The following is a 14,597-nucleotide window of genomic DNA, read 5'->3' as shown; positions in this document are numbered from 1 at the left end:
GCCTTCAGGAGTTTCGTCACGACCATGCCCTCCAGTTCATCGCCCACCCGTCTCAACGATCTGACCCACCCAATCGTGGCGGGGCTGATCTCCGTCATCGTCAACTATGGTGGCACCTTCATTCTGGTCTTTCAGGCCGCGAAAGTTGCGGGGCTTAGCCCGGAATTGACGGCCTCCTGGATCTGGTCGGTTTCGATTGGCGTCGGGTTGACCGGACTGTTCCTGAGCTGGAGGTTTCGCGAACCGATCATCACCGCCTGGTCCACGCCTGCGGCGGCGTTCCTTGTCACCGCATTGGCAACAACGCCCTACGCGGAGGCGGTCGGCGCTTACATGATCTCGGCGGTGGCCTTCGTCGCGCTTGGGCTGTCGGGCTATTTCGAGAAGTTGATCCGGCTGATTCCGCCGGTCATCGCCTCCGGTCTGCTTGCGGGCATTCTGCTGCAATTCGGCATCGGCGCATTCGGTGGTGCAAGCGTCGATCCGCTGCTGGTCGGCCTCCTGATCGTCGCCTATGTCGTGTTGAAGCGCTTCTCCGCCCTCTATGCCGTGGTCGGCATCCTCGTTCTCGGGCTGGTCTTCCTGCTGACGCAGGGCCAGGTCGATCTATCAGGACTGAAACTGGAGTTTGCCGCGCCCGTCTTCACTGTGCCGGAATTTTCGCTGAATGCGCTTCTGTCCGTTGCGCTCCCTCTGTTCCTCATCACGCTGACCGGCCAATACATGCCGGGAATGCTGGTGTTGCGGAATGACGGCTTCAAGACGAGTGCCAATCCCATCGTCACCGTGACGGGCCTCGGTTCCCTCATCACGGCCCCGTTCGGCTCCCATGCCTTCAACATCGCGGCCATCACGGCGGCAATAGCCACCGGTAGGGAAGCCCATGAAGACCCGCGTAAGCGCTGGATCGCGGGTATCGCGGCCGGCTGCTTCTATGTGTTGGTCGGCGTGTTCGGCGTCACGCTCGCCGCCGTCTTCATGGCCTTCCCGGCGACCTTCATCACGACGCTCGCCGGCCTGGCGTTGCTCGGCACTATCGGCGGCAGCCTCGCCGGAGCGATGGCCGATCCGGCTTCGCGCGAAGCGGCGCTCATCACCTTCCTGGCGTCCGCTGCCAATATCAAACTGCTTGGCATCGGCGGTGCGTTCTGGGGGCTGGTGATCGGCCTTGTCGCTTACATGGTTCTGAATGGCCGTCTGCCGCGCCGTGAACGGGCCGACCTGACCGTGAACGAGGGAGCGGCGAAGTGACGGTGATGACTACATCCGTCATCTCGATCCAGAGCCAGGTCGTGCATGGGCATGTCGGCAACAGCGCAACCATGCTGCTCATGCAGGCGCACGGGCTGAGTGTGGCGGCGGTGCCGACGACCTTGCTGTCAAACCATCCCGGTTTTGAAACCATGCGCGGGCGTGTCCTCGAATCCGAGCTTGTCGGCGATTTGCTGCGCGGCGTCGAGGAACGCGGGCTGATCGAGACGAGCCGCTATATCGTTTCCGGTTATCTCGGCTCCCGTGCGAATGGGGATGTGGTCGCGGCCTTCGTGCGGCGCGCACGCCAGATCAATCCGGACATCACCTATATCTGTGACCCGGTGATGGGCGATTCCACTCTTTGGGTATTCGTCGCCCATCAGGTGGTCGAGTGTATTTGCAGCGAACTTGTGCCGCTAGCCGATCTGCTGACGCCCAATCAGTTCGAGATCGGGCTGATAACGCAAAGCCAGCCTGCGAACTGGCCGCAGATCGAGGCGGCGGCGATGAAAATCCAGGCGCAGCGCGGCGCAAGATTGGTCGTCACCGGCTTCACCCTGGGCGACACCCCGAACGGTTCCCTTGAGAACGTCGTATTCGACGGCAAATCCTGCACGCGGCTGACATCGCCGCGCCTGCCCATCGTTCCGGTCGGCACCGGCGACCTCTACACGGGCCTGCTGACCGCCAAGCTCACACAAGGCCACTCACTGGTCGAGGCCGCCCGCAGCGTCACCGCTACCGTTCTCGAAATCCTCGCCCGAACCGTGGCGGAAGATGCCCATGAAATGCAGCTTGCCAGCGTCGTCGATCTGCTTTGCCCGAAGCAGGCAGAGAAACCCCAATGACCAAATTCAAATATCAGGATCGAACTCGACCTGAAGGAGGGCTATAGCGTAAACGTAGTTCTCATCATCACCCGGCACGGCGCGCCATAAAAATCAATAATTTAGAGATATTTAAGACAGTGACCACAGGTTCAACTCACCTAGGGTCAGGACCTATTAAATAACTTGCACCTCTGCGGAGGCTTTGATTCATTTGGATCGAAAGGAGTTCCGCGATGAGTGAGTTACTGTTGTTTTCAGAGGTGCAGATGCGCGGCATCGAACCGTATTTTCCGCTGTCGCACGGCATTCCGCGCGTTGATGACCGTCTAATTTTGAGTGGCATCATCTTTGTTTTGCGCAATGGGCTGCGTTGGCGTGACGCACCGAGAGAATACGGTCCACACAAGACGATCTATAACCGTTTCATCCGGTGGAGTAGGCTGGGCGTGTTCAACCGCATTCTTGCCGAACTGACCGCCAAACGCGGTAAGCTCGAACAACTGATGATCGACGCCACCCACTTGAAAGCCCACCGTACCGCAGCCAGTCTGCTAAAAAAGGGGATGTTCCCAGACGTATTGGGCGGACCAAAGGCGGGCTGAACTCTAAGCTGCATGCCGTCTGCGATGATCACGGTCGACCACTCATCCTGCTTCTGAGCGAAGGGCAGATGAGCGATTATAAAGGAGCGGCAAAGATGCTTCCCGCGTTTCCCAAGGCCAAATCCTTGTTGGCTGACAAGGGGTATGACGCCGACTGGTTTCGAGACGCCTTGGCAGCCCGTAAGATTACCGCGTGCATTCCATCTCGGGCAAACCGCAAACTCGCCATCCCGTATGACCCGGTGCTCTATAAAAAGCGCCACAAAATCGAAAACATGTTCGGCAAGCTTAAGGACTGGAGGAGAATTCATACACGATACGACCCATGCGCCCACGCATTCTTCTCAAGCATATGCTTCGCTGCAGCCGTGATCTTCTGGCTTGGATTTAACGAGTCCTGACCCTAAAGACCATGTATTTTAGCGCGAAAGATCGGGTGGCCACGGTTTAACGATGTCAAAGAACCAAGTTTAAGGCGCGTTAAAGGGAATTTTATGGAGTGCAATAGCCGCCGACAGCGCAAGCGGCGACCCTACAATATCTATTTCCTAACGGCGCGCATATGATCGTCGCGATCCCCCGTTTTGGCGGACGGCCCGACATGCAAAATGTAAACCTGAGCCACCGCGCCCGCAATGGCTTCATCGTTCAGATGTCGAGGCCACAGCCCGTTTAATTGCCGATCAACAGATCGGCAAGCTTTTGCGCGGCTGGCCTCAGCGCCTCGTCCCGGCGGTGGGCGATATAGGAGCTGGACAACACCTCTCCATTTAAGCCCATAGCGCTGATATTTAGGCGCATGAGTGTGCCCTGCTCCAGGTCCCGTTCTACGAGCCAGTAAGGTAGCCGACCCCAGCCTGCTCCACCCAGGATCAGATTGTGCTTGGCATCCTGCGTATTGACGCGGCAGGTATGTGACGAGACCACGCCGAAATCGCGGCCCGCAGATATATCGGACGGATCGGTCAGAACGATCTGAAGATGATCGGCGATATCCATCAGCTCCAGTGTTTGGCCTGTCTGGCCAAGGGCCAGGGGATGCGTAGAAGCAACGACCGCAACCTGGCTAATGGACGTCAACGGCTCGAACTTGATGCGCGGGTCGCGGAAGTCTTCTCCGACCATCACGGCAAGTGTACAGCGGTTATTTCTCAGGGCATCGAGCGGGCCACCCAGAGCCTCCGTCCACACCCGGATGGCAACAGCGGGAAAATGGTGTCGCATCTGCGAGATCGCGCGTGCAAGCGCCTGCATCGGATAGAGCGTGTCGACGAAAATCACGAGTTCAGTTTCCACGCCGTGCACGAAGCCACGCGCCTGTGCACGCAATACGTCCACGCGCAGGATGATGTCGCGCGCATTGCCAAGCAGCACCCTTCCCTGCGGGGTAAGGACCGGTCTGTGCCCTGACCGGTCAAATAACGCCACACCAAGTGTCGCTTCCAGATTGGCGATGGCAACGCTCACGCCCGACTGGACACGAGAGAGCTTCTGGGCGGCTGAGCGAAAGCTGCCGCTGTCGGCGATCGTCACGAAAGTCCGGATCTGATCGAGCGTAAGTGCGTCCAACATGATCGCTTTCCATGATCATCTTTATGCATTTTATATCACTTAGTCAGTTCAATATCATGTGGCAAGCTCTGCATAGTCCTAAATTAATGCGAGGTCACAGAGATGACGAAAGTGCTGGTGCTTTACTATTCTTCCTATGGGCACATCGAGACGATGGCTTTGGCGGTAGCTGATGGTGCGCGTGAGGCGGGAGCAGATGTGACCATCAGGCGAGTGCCGGAGCTTGTTCCCGAAGCGGCAGCGGAAAAATCTGGCTATAAGCTCGACCAATCCGCAAGCGTCGTTACCGTAACCGAACTCGTCGATTACGACGCGATTATCATTGGTACGCCCACCCGCTTTGGCAACATGGCGTCGCAGATGAAGAATTTTCTCGATCAGACCGGCGGGCTCTGGGTCGAGGATAAGCTGGTGGGGAAAGTGGGCGGCGTCTTCACCTCCACAGGCAGCCAGCATGGCGGGCAGGAAACGACAATCCAGTCCACCCAAACAGTATTATTCCATCTTGGGATGATCATTGTCGGTCTGCCCTACACCTTTAAGGGCCAGATGCGGATGGACGAAATCACTGGCTGCTCGCCCTATGGTGCATCGACACTGGCCGATGATGGCAATGGCGGGCATCGCGAGGTCAGTGAAAACGAACTGGATGGCGCACGCTTCCAGGGTCGGCATATAGCTGAAATTGCCGCAACGCTGATGGTCGGCCGCGCCGCAAAGGCTGTATCATGAGCATAATTTCAACGACGAAAGCGGCCTCCACCAACTGGACCGCTGTGCTGGTCATCGTCTTGAGCGGCATTGCGGCGGCCTTGCAGGTTGGCAAGGCGGCGATCGCGGCACCCATGCTGCAGGATGATCTTGGAATCGGTCTGACAACGATCGGCTGGCTCGCCGGAATCTTTGCGCTGATCGGGCTTTTCGGCGGCATTCCGACGGGCGCTTTTGTGGCGCGTTTCGGTGCTCGGCGTATCCTGATAGTCGGGCTTTTAGTAACAGCAGCCGGCGCGGCATTAGGCGCGGCGATACCGTCACTTCCCGGCCTTTTTGTTGGCCGCATTATTGAAGGCGCTGGCTTCCTTCTTGTAACTGTCGCAGCGCCCTCATTGCTCGATGAAGTTGCGCGGCCTACAGATCGTGACCTGTCTTTCGCACTCTGGAGCTGTTTTATGCCAGCCGGAATGGCCACGGCAATGTTGATTGGGCCGCTGTTCGAGAGCTGGTCGGCGATGTGGTGGGCGAGCAGCGCGCTCGCGATGGCCATCTGTATTGCCGTTCCACTCGTTATTCCTGCAAGCCCGCAAGGCTATCCCATGGCCTTATGCGGCTTGCGTCTAGATATAATAGCGGTATCGCGCGACCCGAGATCTGTTGGCCTGTCTGTTACCTTTGCGCTTTACAGCCTGATGTTTTTCGCGGTGTTCAGCTTTCTGCCGGTATTGCTTATGGAGCGGCTGGGAGTGACGCACCAGACGGCTGGATTGCTCAGCGCGTCGGCTTCGACCGTAAACATCATCGGCAATCTAATCGCAGGCTTGCTCCTGTCCAAAGGCCTGAGCAGGCCAGCGCTTCTGATTGCTGCATGCCTGGTTATGGGACTAACGAGCTTCGGTATCTTCCTGCCCTTTCTTTCAGACAATACCGCCTTTGGCCTATGCCTGTTGTTCTCCGCCGTAGGCGGCTTGATCCCGGCGGTCCTGCTGTCCTCCGCACCAATGGTGGCACCGGCGGCAGGATTGACTCCGATCGTTCTGGGCCTGATCGTTCAAGGCAACAATCTCGGTCAGCTTCTTGGTCCCACGGCTATCGGCGACGCACTGGATCGGTTTGGCTGGGAAGCTGCCGCATATATTGTGGCGGGTGCGGCATTGATCGCAGTGATCGTGGTGATCTCAACGCTAAGACAGATCGAACCAAAGCCTGTAAGCAACAGACGCGGAGGCCGTAGATGAGTGTCGACTTCAACCATACCATCCTGACGACACGAGACGCCCATGGCTCTGCCCAGTTCCTGACCGAAATCTTAGGATTGCAGCCCCCACGCGAATGGGGTCCGTTCTGGATGGTCACCACCGACAATGGCGCCAATCTGGACTACATGGAGGTGAAGAACGCTATCGTACCCCAGCATTACGCCTTCCTCATCGATGACACGAATTTCGACGCTTTGCATAAACGGCTCGAGGTACTCGGCTTAAGTTATTGGGCTGACCCTGAAAGGCAGAAGCCCGGGATGAACGACCATGACGGTGGGCGCGGTCTCTATTTTAACGACCCGAACGGGCATCTGCTCGAAGTCATAACCCGCGCTTACGGCAGCGGCGGCTGGAACCCATGACAAGGCGTTAGAGGCCACGATTGAAGCGCGGATGCGCTGGGACCTGCGTGGCACCGCCATAAACTTTCGATATCCCCACCATGACCCCGTGGAACCGGGTACGCCGGGCATCTGGCGAACCTTTCAAGCAAAACCACTCAGGAAATAACAGCCATGAAAGCGCGCTTCGACTTCCCCGCAATTGCGCCCGACGCCTATAACGCGGTCATCGCTCTCGACACATATGTTCGAACGAGTTCCGGGATTGATCCCCAGCTTCTGCACCTTATCAAACTGCGGGCATCACAGATAAATGGCTGCGCTTACTGCGTTGACATGCATGTCAAGGAGGCACGTCGCGACGGGCTGAGCGAGCAATGGATCAACCTCATCTGTGTCTGGCGAGAATCACCTGTCTTCGACACGCGTGAACGCGCGGTGCTTGCTTGGACTGAGTCGCTGACAAACATCGCTCACACGAACGCCCCTGACACAGACTTTCAGCCACTCAAGGCCTTCTTCACAGAGGCAGAAATCACCCGTATCAGCGTTGCCATTGCAACGATCAATGTCTGGAACCGTCTTTGCGTCGGTTTCAGGTCGCAGCATCCTGTGGATGCAGCTTGACGCTTAACGATCAGCGGTGGAATATTTGGGGCGAAGCGTTCGCCATAACGAGGCAAGCAGTTAGTCAAGCTTTGAGCCAAACAGAATTGGCGTTATCGCTGCGGCTCGAGCCGCTCTCAAAGCACTCAATGCTCGCCGTACCGCGCCGATGTTTGGAAAAGAGAACGCAAGCGCTGCGCTTGCCCCCGCTTGTTGGTCGTAGACCAATATACATTTAAAGACATTAATAAAAAATAATAAGCTATTGTAAATAAATATTTATTCCATCGGCAGAGCATCGACCTGTAGCAAAACATGCAGTGAGTAGATAACCACCAGTTGGCGCTTCCCAATCGATCATTTCACCGGCAACAAAGACGCCGGGTCGCTTGCGCAGCATCCAGTTTTCGTCGATTTCATGCCACGATATACCCCCGGCGCTCGATATCGCCTCTTCAATTGGCCGTGGGCGCAGGAGCGGAATTTTCAAGCCCTTGATCGCCTGGGCAAGCCGTGCGGGGTCTTTCACACGCAAGACTTCGCTCACCAACGCCGCTTTCACTCCCGTAAGTCCCGCTCCTTTGCGCAGCAAATTGGCAAAGCTCGATTTGGACGCCTGCCGAGCCAGATCTGTTTCGAGCTGTTCAAGACTGCGGCCCGGCACAAGATCCAGCACAAGATCAGCGCGCCCGCTCGACGTCAACGCATCACGCAATGCGGATGAATGTGCGTAAATAAGACTGCCTTCCACGCCGTATGCGCTGATGACGAACTCGCCTTGTGTGATGCCTGCACCACTCTTTACCGTTACAGACCGCACAGGATCACCCGCAAATCGCGATTTGAAATAGTCACTCCATTCGATATCGAAACCACAATTGGCCGGACGCAAGGGACTGATCACGATCCCCTGTTCAGAAAAGGATTTCACCCAATGGCCATCCGAGCCGAGTTTCGGCCAGCTTGCGCCACCGAAGGCGAAAAGTGCGGCGTCGCAATCAACTGACTGCCGACCCATCGGCGTATCGACAGCTGGTTTTCCGCCGTCAAAGCCAGTCCAACGGTGACGGGTCAATATTTGCACGCCCTGCGCTTCCAACCTGCGCAGCCATGCACGCAGGAGCGGTGAGGCTTTCATGGCTTTTGGAAACACACGGCCAGACGAACCAATAAAAGTTTCCGCACCCAGCTCGTCCGCCCACGCGCGCAGGTCGCTCGGCCCGAATTTTGTCAGCGCCGCGCTAAGCCGCTCCGAAGCACCACCAAACCGTGCGGAAAAGGCCGAAAAATCCTCCGCATGGGTGATGTTCAGTCCCGATTTACCAGCGAGTAGAAATTTTCGACCGACTGTCGGCATCTGCTCGTAAACCGTTACGGCATAGCCCAATTGCGAAAGCCTTTCTGCCGCCATAAGTCCAGCCGGGCCACCGCCAAAAATCGCGACATGCCGCCTAGTCATGCGCATTCAGACTTGGCCAGTACATCAATCTTCTTTCTCCAGCATTTCCTTAACTGTAGTCGCCAACTGCTTGAGTGAGAAAGGTTTTGGCAGGAAGCCGAACTTCGCATCAGCCGGAAGATTGCGGGCAAAAGCGTCTTCCGCGTAGCCGGAAACGAAGACGAATTTTATATCGGGGTATGTCTTGCGCAACTCGCGCAGCAGGGTGGGTCCGTCCATTTCAGGCATGACCACATCCGATACCACGATATCGACCGCACCATTCAGTTCTTCGAGGATTTCGAGCGCTTCCACACCGGAGGCCGCCTCGTGGACCGTGTAACCGCGCGACTGGAGCGCGCGCACGCCACCCATGCGCACCGCATCCTCGTCCTCGACCAGCAGCACCGTTGCCGACCCCGACAAATCCACTGCCTTTTCAGGCTTTTTCTCTTTGATAGACAGCGGCGCGTCGGCGGCGCTTTTTTCTACGACATGACGCGGCAGGAAAATCTTGAACGTCGTTCCCTTACCCACTTCAGAGTCGCAATAGATATAACCACCGGTTTGCTTGATGATGCCATAGACCATAGACAGGCCAAGGCCCGTGCCCTTGCCGACTTCCTTGGTGGTGAAAAAGGGTTCGAAAATCTTTTCGAGCACATCGGCTGGAATTCCGGTGCCGGTATCCTCGACCTCGAAAACCACGTAATCGGCTTCCGGCAATTCGTGGTAATTGAGCTTTGCAGCTTCCGCCACAGGCACATTACGGGTGCGCAACGTGATCGCACCACCATCGGGCATTGCATCGCGCGCATTGACTGCGAGATTGACGGCCACCTGTTCGAACTGGCCAAGATCGGCCTTGACCGGCCACAGATCGCGACCATGATCGATCTTGAGTTCGATATCCTTGCCGACGAGACGCGCCAGAAGCATGCGAAGATCGGCAAGCACGTCGGTAAGGTCCAAGACTTCCGGCCGCAAGGTCTGGCGGCGCGAAAAAGCCAGAAGCTGGCGCACCAACGAAGCAGCCCGGTTGGCATTCTGCTTAATATTCATAATGTCGGGGAAAGAAGGATCCGACGCGCGGTGATTGGTCAAAAGCAGGTCAGACGACATGATGATCGCCGTCAGCACATTGTTGAAGTCATGCGCGATACCACCTGCAAGCTGGCCGACCGCCTGCATTTTCTGACTTTGCGCCATCTGGTTTTCCAGCGTCTTTTGTTCTGTCGTCTCGACGGCGGAGATGATCGCCGCCTCTTCGGGTGCCTCGCCACCAAGATCAGTCACCGGGCTCATATAAAAGCGGATATGACGCTCCTCGTTGCCAGGCAGGACTGTATCGACGGGCGAAATACTCGCCTGTCCGGCAAAAGCTGCCGCAAGCGCCTTGTTGAACCGCTCGCGATCACGCTCATGCACAATATTTTCGAGCTTGATGCGATGATCGACCGAATCCCTGTCAACGACGGTCGAGAAAATATCGAGAAACCGCGCATTGGTGCGCAAGGTCTGGCCGTGGGCGTCGACTGCGGCGATGGCCATGGGGGCGGAATTGAAAAAACGAGTAAACCGCACTTCTGCCGACCGCAGTGCCGCCGAAGATGCATCTCCCTCCGCCCGGTCGAGCACGATGGTGCGAGTGGTGCCACGCGTTCCATCACGCGTCACCTGAACCCGGTGATAAAACCGCACAGCTAGGCTCTGGCCATTGCGTTTGATGAGATCAAGATCGATGACCGTATTGCGGCTGCTGCCGGGTTCGGGCTTGACTGCGTTGATGAGCGCCATGCCGCTACCAGCCACGATTTCATGAAGTGCTATGGAACCCGGCGTAAACGTCGTTAGGTCCACACCCAGCCATTCCGCCAGAGTGGCGTTCAGATAGATAATGCGGCCAGTGGCATCGGAGGAAAAGAAACCGGCAGGCGCGTGATCGAGATGGTTGATCGCCTCCTGCAATTCCTGAAAAAAACGCTCCTGCTCGGCGCGCTCATCGGAAATATCGGCGATCTGCCATGCCGCAAGCGGGCCTTTGTAATCGGGACCGGCATCGATCGGACGCGCCTTGATACGATACCAGACTGGGAGACGCGCGCCATGCCCTTCACTTGCGACACTATTGGCCAGACCGCTCGAAAGCCGTATTTCTTCCTGCCCAGAAAGCCCATCGCGAACCGCGTTGGTCAGCCGGTAGATTGCATCGGAAGCATCCGGTTGAGCGGTCAACACATGATCAAGCGAGCGTACACCGTCAGCGTCGGCGATGCCGGTCATCCTGGCATAGGATTGATTGGCATAGACGATATGGCCGCGTGCATCAGAAATAACCGTACCTTCGGGTTGCGAATCCATAAAGGATTGCGCCAGATCCTGTCCGGTCTTGCGCTGGCTGAACTGGATGAGACCGCTGGCTGCGCCCAGCAGATAAAAAACGCCGACCATGGACAAGAGCCCCATGAGCACAAGCGCGAACTGTTCACCCAGCCGGTCGCGAAACAGGAAATAAGCAATTGCAAGCACAGTCATCACAATGCCGACAAGGAGCAGGCGCACGGCACCACCGGAACTGCGCTTTGGCGCGACGAGCGGTTTGGGATATGTATTGTCCGTCGGTCTGGACATCAGGCCCACCCCCCTTTCCTGTTACCCAGCCTTGTTACGCAAACTTTCGCCAAAACGCTGCAGTTTTCATCCAGCAAAGTGAATTTTCCACGCATCCGTCAATTTCGTCCTGTCCCTGCCCTTGGCCGATTTGCCTCATATCACGCAAAGGCGCTACGAAAAAAATGCATCGACAAAGGATATATCCGATTCGGAGAATGCGTTAATCGGCAAACAGTACAAGCGTTTGAACGCAAAACTCTCGTGGAACCATACCTTTTTCACTAATTTGACTGGCTTTCACGATTTTTGTGTATCTTGAGGAAATATTTCCAAGTTTCGTAAATTGAATTAGTGTTACCACAAAGCGCAAGTCATACTGTTCAACGACTTGGTGTACAGGTTTTGAAATTTTCGAGTTCAAGAGGATATCCGCATGAAGGAATGGCTAAGCGGCATCATTGGAGAAGGCGGAGCTAATATTGTCGGCTTTGTATTTATATTTGCGATAATTCTCGTCTTCATTGTCGTTGTTATCAGGCTGATCCGCCGTTTGAGCGGCAGAACGTTCGTTTCGGGCGGACGGACGCGTCAACCGCGCCTGTCTGTTATGGATGCGGCAGCAGTTGATGGCCGCCGCAAGCTGGTCTTGATCCGGCGCGACGATGTGGAACATCTGCTTTTGATCGGCGGCCCGACCGACGTCGTTGTTGAACAGAATATCGTCAAGGAGACGCGCGCGCGTGCCCGCGTCGATACCAGACGCATCGAACCTGAACATATCGAACGCTTCCGCCAGCATGAGGCCGGGATTGCCGGGGATAGCAAACAGCGTCCGGCGCTGGCGCAGGCAAATCCTGCTGAGCAGGACCAAGCTATTGAAGTCAATTCAGCAATCGAAACGCCGATCGACCGTTCGCCTAAACCGATTGAAGATGAGCCAACCGTAGTAGCTGCAACTCAGCCGGCAATGCCACAATCCCCAGTTCAGGCCCCAGTTCAGGCTCCAGCTCGCGTTCCAGTTCACGCCCCGGAACAGCCTTCTGTCGTCGCACCCAAACAGCAACCGCCTGTCCATCAAGCACGGCCGTCGCCCGCCCCTGTCCGCCCTACGGAGCAGGCAAAAGATCAGACGCCGCGTTCTGTCACCAACTACCCGCCCCAACCGCGCACTGTTCTGCCATCGCCTCCTCCACAGACCTCGGCGCAGTCATCCGCCCGCTTGCATCCAGCCTATCCTTTGGGTCAGGTTTCGCGCGGCGTTCTCAGCTCTACTTCGGCCGCCGCCGCAGCGACAGCAGCGAGTTCCGCAGCATCAACTAGCGCTTCTTCTGCTCTCGGCAACGTGGTGCCTGAACGTGACGATTTTGCTGCGGCAAAACCCTCCACTGAAACAACAGCTGCGCCTCAGGTTTCTGTACCTGTCACACCAGAACTGGACGTTTCCGCTAGTTCCACACGCATTGAACCTGAGATGCCGACAACCTCTCCGCGAACGCAAGCTGTATCAGACCTGCCCGAGTTCAACATTTCCACCAATTCTCAACATGCCGAACCAGAGATGCTACGCCCCTCTTTGCACACAAAGGCGGCATCGGTCTCTGACGACACAGATGATGAGCTGAACGATCTCGACGATGCGCTGCACGAGGCGATTGCAGCCGACCTTGCTGGCGATATCATTGTAGACAACCCGGAAGCATCCTCGTCTGAGCCAGAGTTTACGTTGGACTCGTTTGAGCACGAACTGCTGAGTTCGCTCGATATTTCAGCAGCGGATGAAACACCCTCGGATGACATCGAGAGCGAAATGGAAAAGCTTCTGGGTGAATTGTCACCGAAAGAGACGCGTTAAGGCGCGTCTCACCCGGATAAAGAAAAAGGCTGCGGTTATCCGCAGCCTTTTTAAATTTATCCGTAACTACTAAGGAACCAGCCCGAAAATCAATTACGATTTTTGGAAATTACGACACATAGATCCAACAGATGAGATACGTCGCTTATGCGTCGGACGGGATGTGTCGCACGGCGTCCTAATCGTCGCGATACACTTTTTCCCGGCGTTCGTGGCGCTCCTGTGCCTCAATGGACAATGTAGCTATCGGGCGCGCATCAAGACGCTTCAGGCTGATCGGCTCGCCGGTTTCTTCGCAAAAACCATACGTTCCTTCATCGATCCGGGTGAGAGCCGAGTCGATCTTTGAAATCAGCTTGCGTTGCCTGTCTCGGGCACGAAGCTCGATCGCACGGTCCGTTTCGGAGGAAGCCCTGTCCGCCAAGTCGGGATGATTTGCATTTTCCTGCTGCAAAGCATCAAGCGTTTCGCGTGCTTCGCGCAAGATATCATTTCTCCATGCGACCAGTTTCGCACGGAAGTAAGACTTCTGCCGCTCATTCATGAACGGTTCGTCTTCAGTGGGCCTATAGTCAAGGTTAATCAATTCACTCATTCTGAATCACCCCACATCTAGGAGACGTGTGCGGTTATATAATTGCAACGGTCGATAGACACAACATCAAACAATCATCACCCACTCTTTTTTTGCGCTCAAATTTCGTCCAACTCTGATGAAATTTTATGCAATACCGATAGAACGAATAAATATTGCGTATAATTGAGCTTAAACGGCACAGCAGTATGAAAACGGTTGACAACCGGAAACATTGTTTCAGCATTAGCGATTAAGATCGTCGGATTATGGTTGTTTAAGGGGTGCATTACTGCTGAAAAGAATACCGGGTTACGCCTTAGATCTTGCGAAAATCGCCGATAATGCGGTTAATCCTTCACTGTCTAATAACGGAACCGATGCATATGAGCCAAATTTTTCTCCTGCGCCACGCAAAAGCCGTAAGGGCAAAGCCCGCAATGACGGATTATGATCGCCCACTTGACGATGAAGGGCATAAATCCCTTGATGCGCTGGCAATTGCCATGCGCGCCGTCGGTTCATTACCGAAACGTGTGGTACTTTCCGGCTCAAGACGCACGCGTGAAACTGCTTACGGCCTTTTGGAGAGGCTCGGCGTAGAAATCGAAACAATTGTCGATGACACCATATATAGTGGTGGCACCCGCGATTATCTGACTGCAATCCACGCGCATGGCGATGTAAACGATCTCATGCTTGTGGGCCATAATCCAAGTATCGAAGATCTTGCGCTAAGGCTTTGCGACCGTGGCGATGGGCAGAGCCTGCAACACTTGCATACGGGGTTTCCAACTGCCGGGCTTGCCACAATTTCCGTTGATGGACCACTTAACGAAGTTGCGTTCGGCAGTTGTGTTCTAAAAAGTTTCCCTTTGCCGTAAAAGGAAATAAACACAAGAATTCTTGCCAAGCCAGACCCGCCCCCCCTATCTATAG

At 55.8% G+C, this 14,597-nt stretch carries 13 protein-coding genes; 9 read left to right on the top strand and 4 right to left on the bottom strand.

Annotated features, from left to right (window positions below):
* Positions 1-24: 24 nt before the first annotated feature.
* The 3 genes from AAIB41_RS03225 to AAIB41_RS03215 all read left to right on the top strand — a co-directional run bounded on the left by AAIB41_RS03225 (position 25) and on the right by AAIB41_RS03215 (position 3,087).
* Positions 25-1,251, top strand: a complete 1,227-nt coding sequence (locus tag AAIB41_RS03225) for a benzoate/H(+) symporter BenE family transporter (protein WP_343314170.1) — start codon at positions 25-27, stop codon at positions 1,249-1,251.
* A gap of 5 nt (positions 1,252-1,256) precedes the next feature.
* A complete protein-coding gene (gene pdxY, locus AAIB41_RS03220; RefSeq protein WP_343314794.1) occupies positions 1,257-2,102 on the top strand; it encodes a pyridoxal kinase in 846 nt (281 codons plus the stop codon).
* Between the two features lie 215 nt (positions 2,103-2,317).
* Positions 2,318-3,087 (top strand): IS5 family transposase gene (locus AAIB41_RS03215; protein WP_343314169.1). Its coding sequence is split into 2 segments (ribosomal slippage): positions 2,318-2,651 and positions 2,651-3,087, totalling 771 coding nucleotides; the frame shifts between segments, so codons are not numbered across the junction.
* A gap of 271 nt (positions 3,088-3,358) precedes the next feature.
* On the opposite strand, the gene AAIB41_RS03210 is transcribed toward AAIB41_RS03215, so the two are convergent.
* On the bottom strand, positions 3,359-4,258 hold the full coding sequence (locus tag AAIB41_RS03210; protein ID WP_343314168.1) for a LysR family transcriptional regulator: 900 nt from the start codon (positions 4,256-4,258) through the stop codon (positions 3,359-3,361).
* 102 nt (positions 4,259-4,360) lie between these two features.
* Here AAIB41_RS03210 and wrbA point away from each other — a divergent pair, with 102 nt between their 5' ends.
* From wrbA to AAIB41_RS03190, 4 genes are all read left to right on the top strand, one after another.
* Positions 4,361-4,990: an NAD(P)H:quinone oxidoreductase gene (wrbA, locus tag AAIB41_RS03205; RefSeq protein ID WP_343314167.1), complete on the top strand. Its 630-nt coding sequence runs from the start codon at positions 4,361-4,363 to the stop codon at positions 4,988-4,990.
* Positions 4,987-6,210, top strand: coding sequence for an MFS transporter (locus AAIB41_RS03200; protein WP_343314166.1), 1,224 nt, complete (start codon positions 4,987-4,989; stop codon positions 6,208-6,210). The genes wrbA and AAIB41_RS03200 overlap by 4 nt, the downstream gene beginning before the upstream one ends.
* Positions 6,207-6,596: a VOC family protein gene (locus AAIB41_RS03195; protein WP_343314165.1), complete on the top strand. Its 390-nt coding sequence runs from the start codon at positions 6,207-6,209 to the stop codon at positions 6,594-6,596. The genes AAIB41_RS03200 and AAIB41_RS03195 overlap by 4 nt, the downstream gene beginning before the upstream one ends.
* A 153-nt stretch (positions 6,597-6,749) precedes the next feature.
* The gene (locus AAIB41_RS03190; protein WP_343314164.1) at positions 6,750-7,202 is read left to right on the top strand and encodes a carboxymuconolactone decarboxylase family protein; all 453 of its coding nucleotides are present in this window, start codon (positions 6,750-6,752) and stop codon (positions 7,200-7,202) included.
* A gap of 241 nt (positions 7,203-7,443) precedes the next feature.
* Here AAIB41_RS03190 and AAIB41_RS03185 read toward each other — a convergent pair whose 3' ends face one another.
* Together AAIB41_RS03185 and AAIB41_RS03180 are read right to left on the bottom strand one after the other, a co-directional pair.
* Positions 7,444-8,640 carry a TIGR03862 family flavoprotein gene (locus tag AAIB41_RS03185; protein WP_343314163.1) on the bottom strand — a complete coding sequence of 399 codons (1,197 nt, stop codon included), beginning with the start codon at positions 8,638-8,640 and terminating at the stop codon, positions 7,444-7,446.
* A gap of 24 nt (positions 8,641-8,664) precedes the next feature.
* The gene (locus AAIB41_RS03180) at positions 8,665-11,250 is read right to left on the bottom strand and encodes an ATP-binding protein (protein WP_343314162.1); all 2,586 of its coding nucleotides are present in this window, start codon (positions 11,248-11,250) and stop codon (positions 8,665-8,667) included.
* A 415-nt stretch (positions 11,251-11,665) separates the two neighbouring features.
* On the opposite strand from AAIB41_RS03180, the gene AAIB41_RS03175 reads away from it, so the two are divergent.
* Complete coding sequence (locus tag AAIB41_RS03175; protein WP_343314161.1) at positions 11,666-13,084, top strand: hypothetical protein; 1,419 nt, start codon at positions 11,666-11,668, stop codon at positions 13,082-13,084.
* 178 nt (positions 13,085-13,262) lie between these two features.
* Here the strand turns inward: AAIB41_RS03175 and dksA are convergent, their stop codons facing one another.
* The gene (dksA, locus tag AAIB41_RS03170; RefSeq protein WP_343314160.1) at positions 13,263-13,679 is read right to left on the bottom strand and encodes an RNA polymerase-binding protein DksA; all 417 of its coding nucleotides are present in this window, start codon (positions 13,677-13,679) and stop codon (positions 13,263-13,265) included.
* A 365-nt stretch (positions 13,680-14,044) separates the two neighbouring features.
* On the opposite strand from dksA, the gene AAIB41_RS03165 reads away from it, so the two are divergent.
* Positions 14,045-14,542 carry a histidine phosphatase family protein gene (locus AAIB41_RS03165; RefSeq protein ID WP_343314159.1) on the top strand — a complete coding sequence of 166 codons (498 nt, stop codon included), beginning with the start codon at positions 14,045-14,047 and terminating at the stop codon, positions 14,540-14,542.
* Positions 14,543-14,597 lie beyond the last annotated feature (55 nt).

The organism is Brucella sp. BE17 (assembly GCF_039545455.1).
In the GTDB taxonomy this organism is placed as follows: Bacteria; Pseudomonadota; Alphaproteobacteria; order Rhizobiales; family Rhizobiaceae; genus Brucella.
This window is presented reverse-complemented; position numbering and strand designations above follow the sequence as displayed.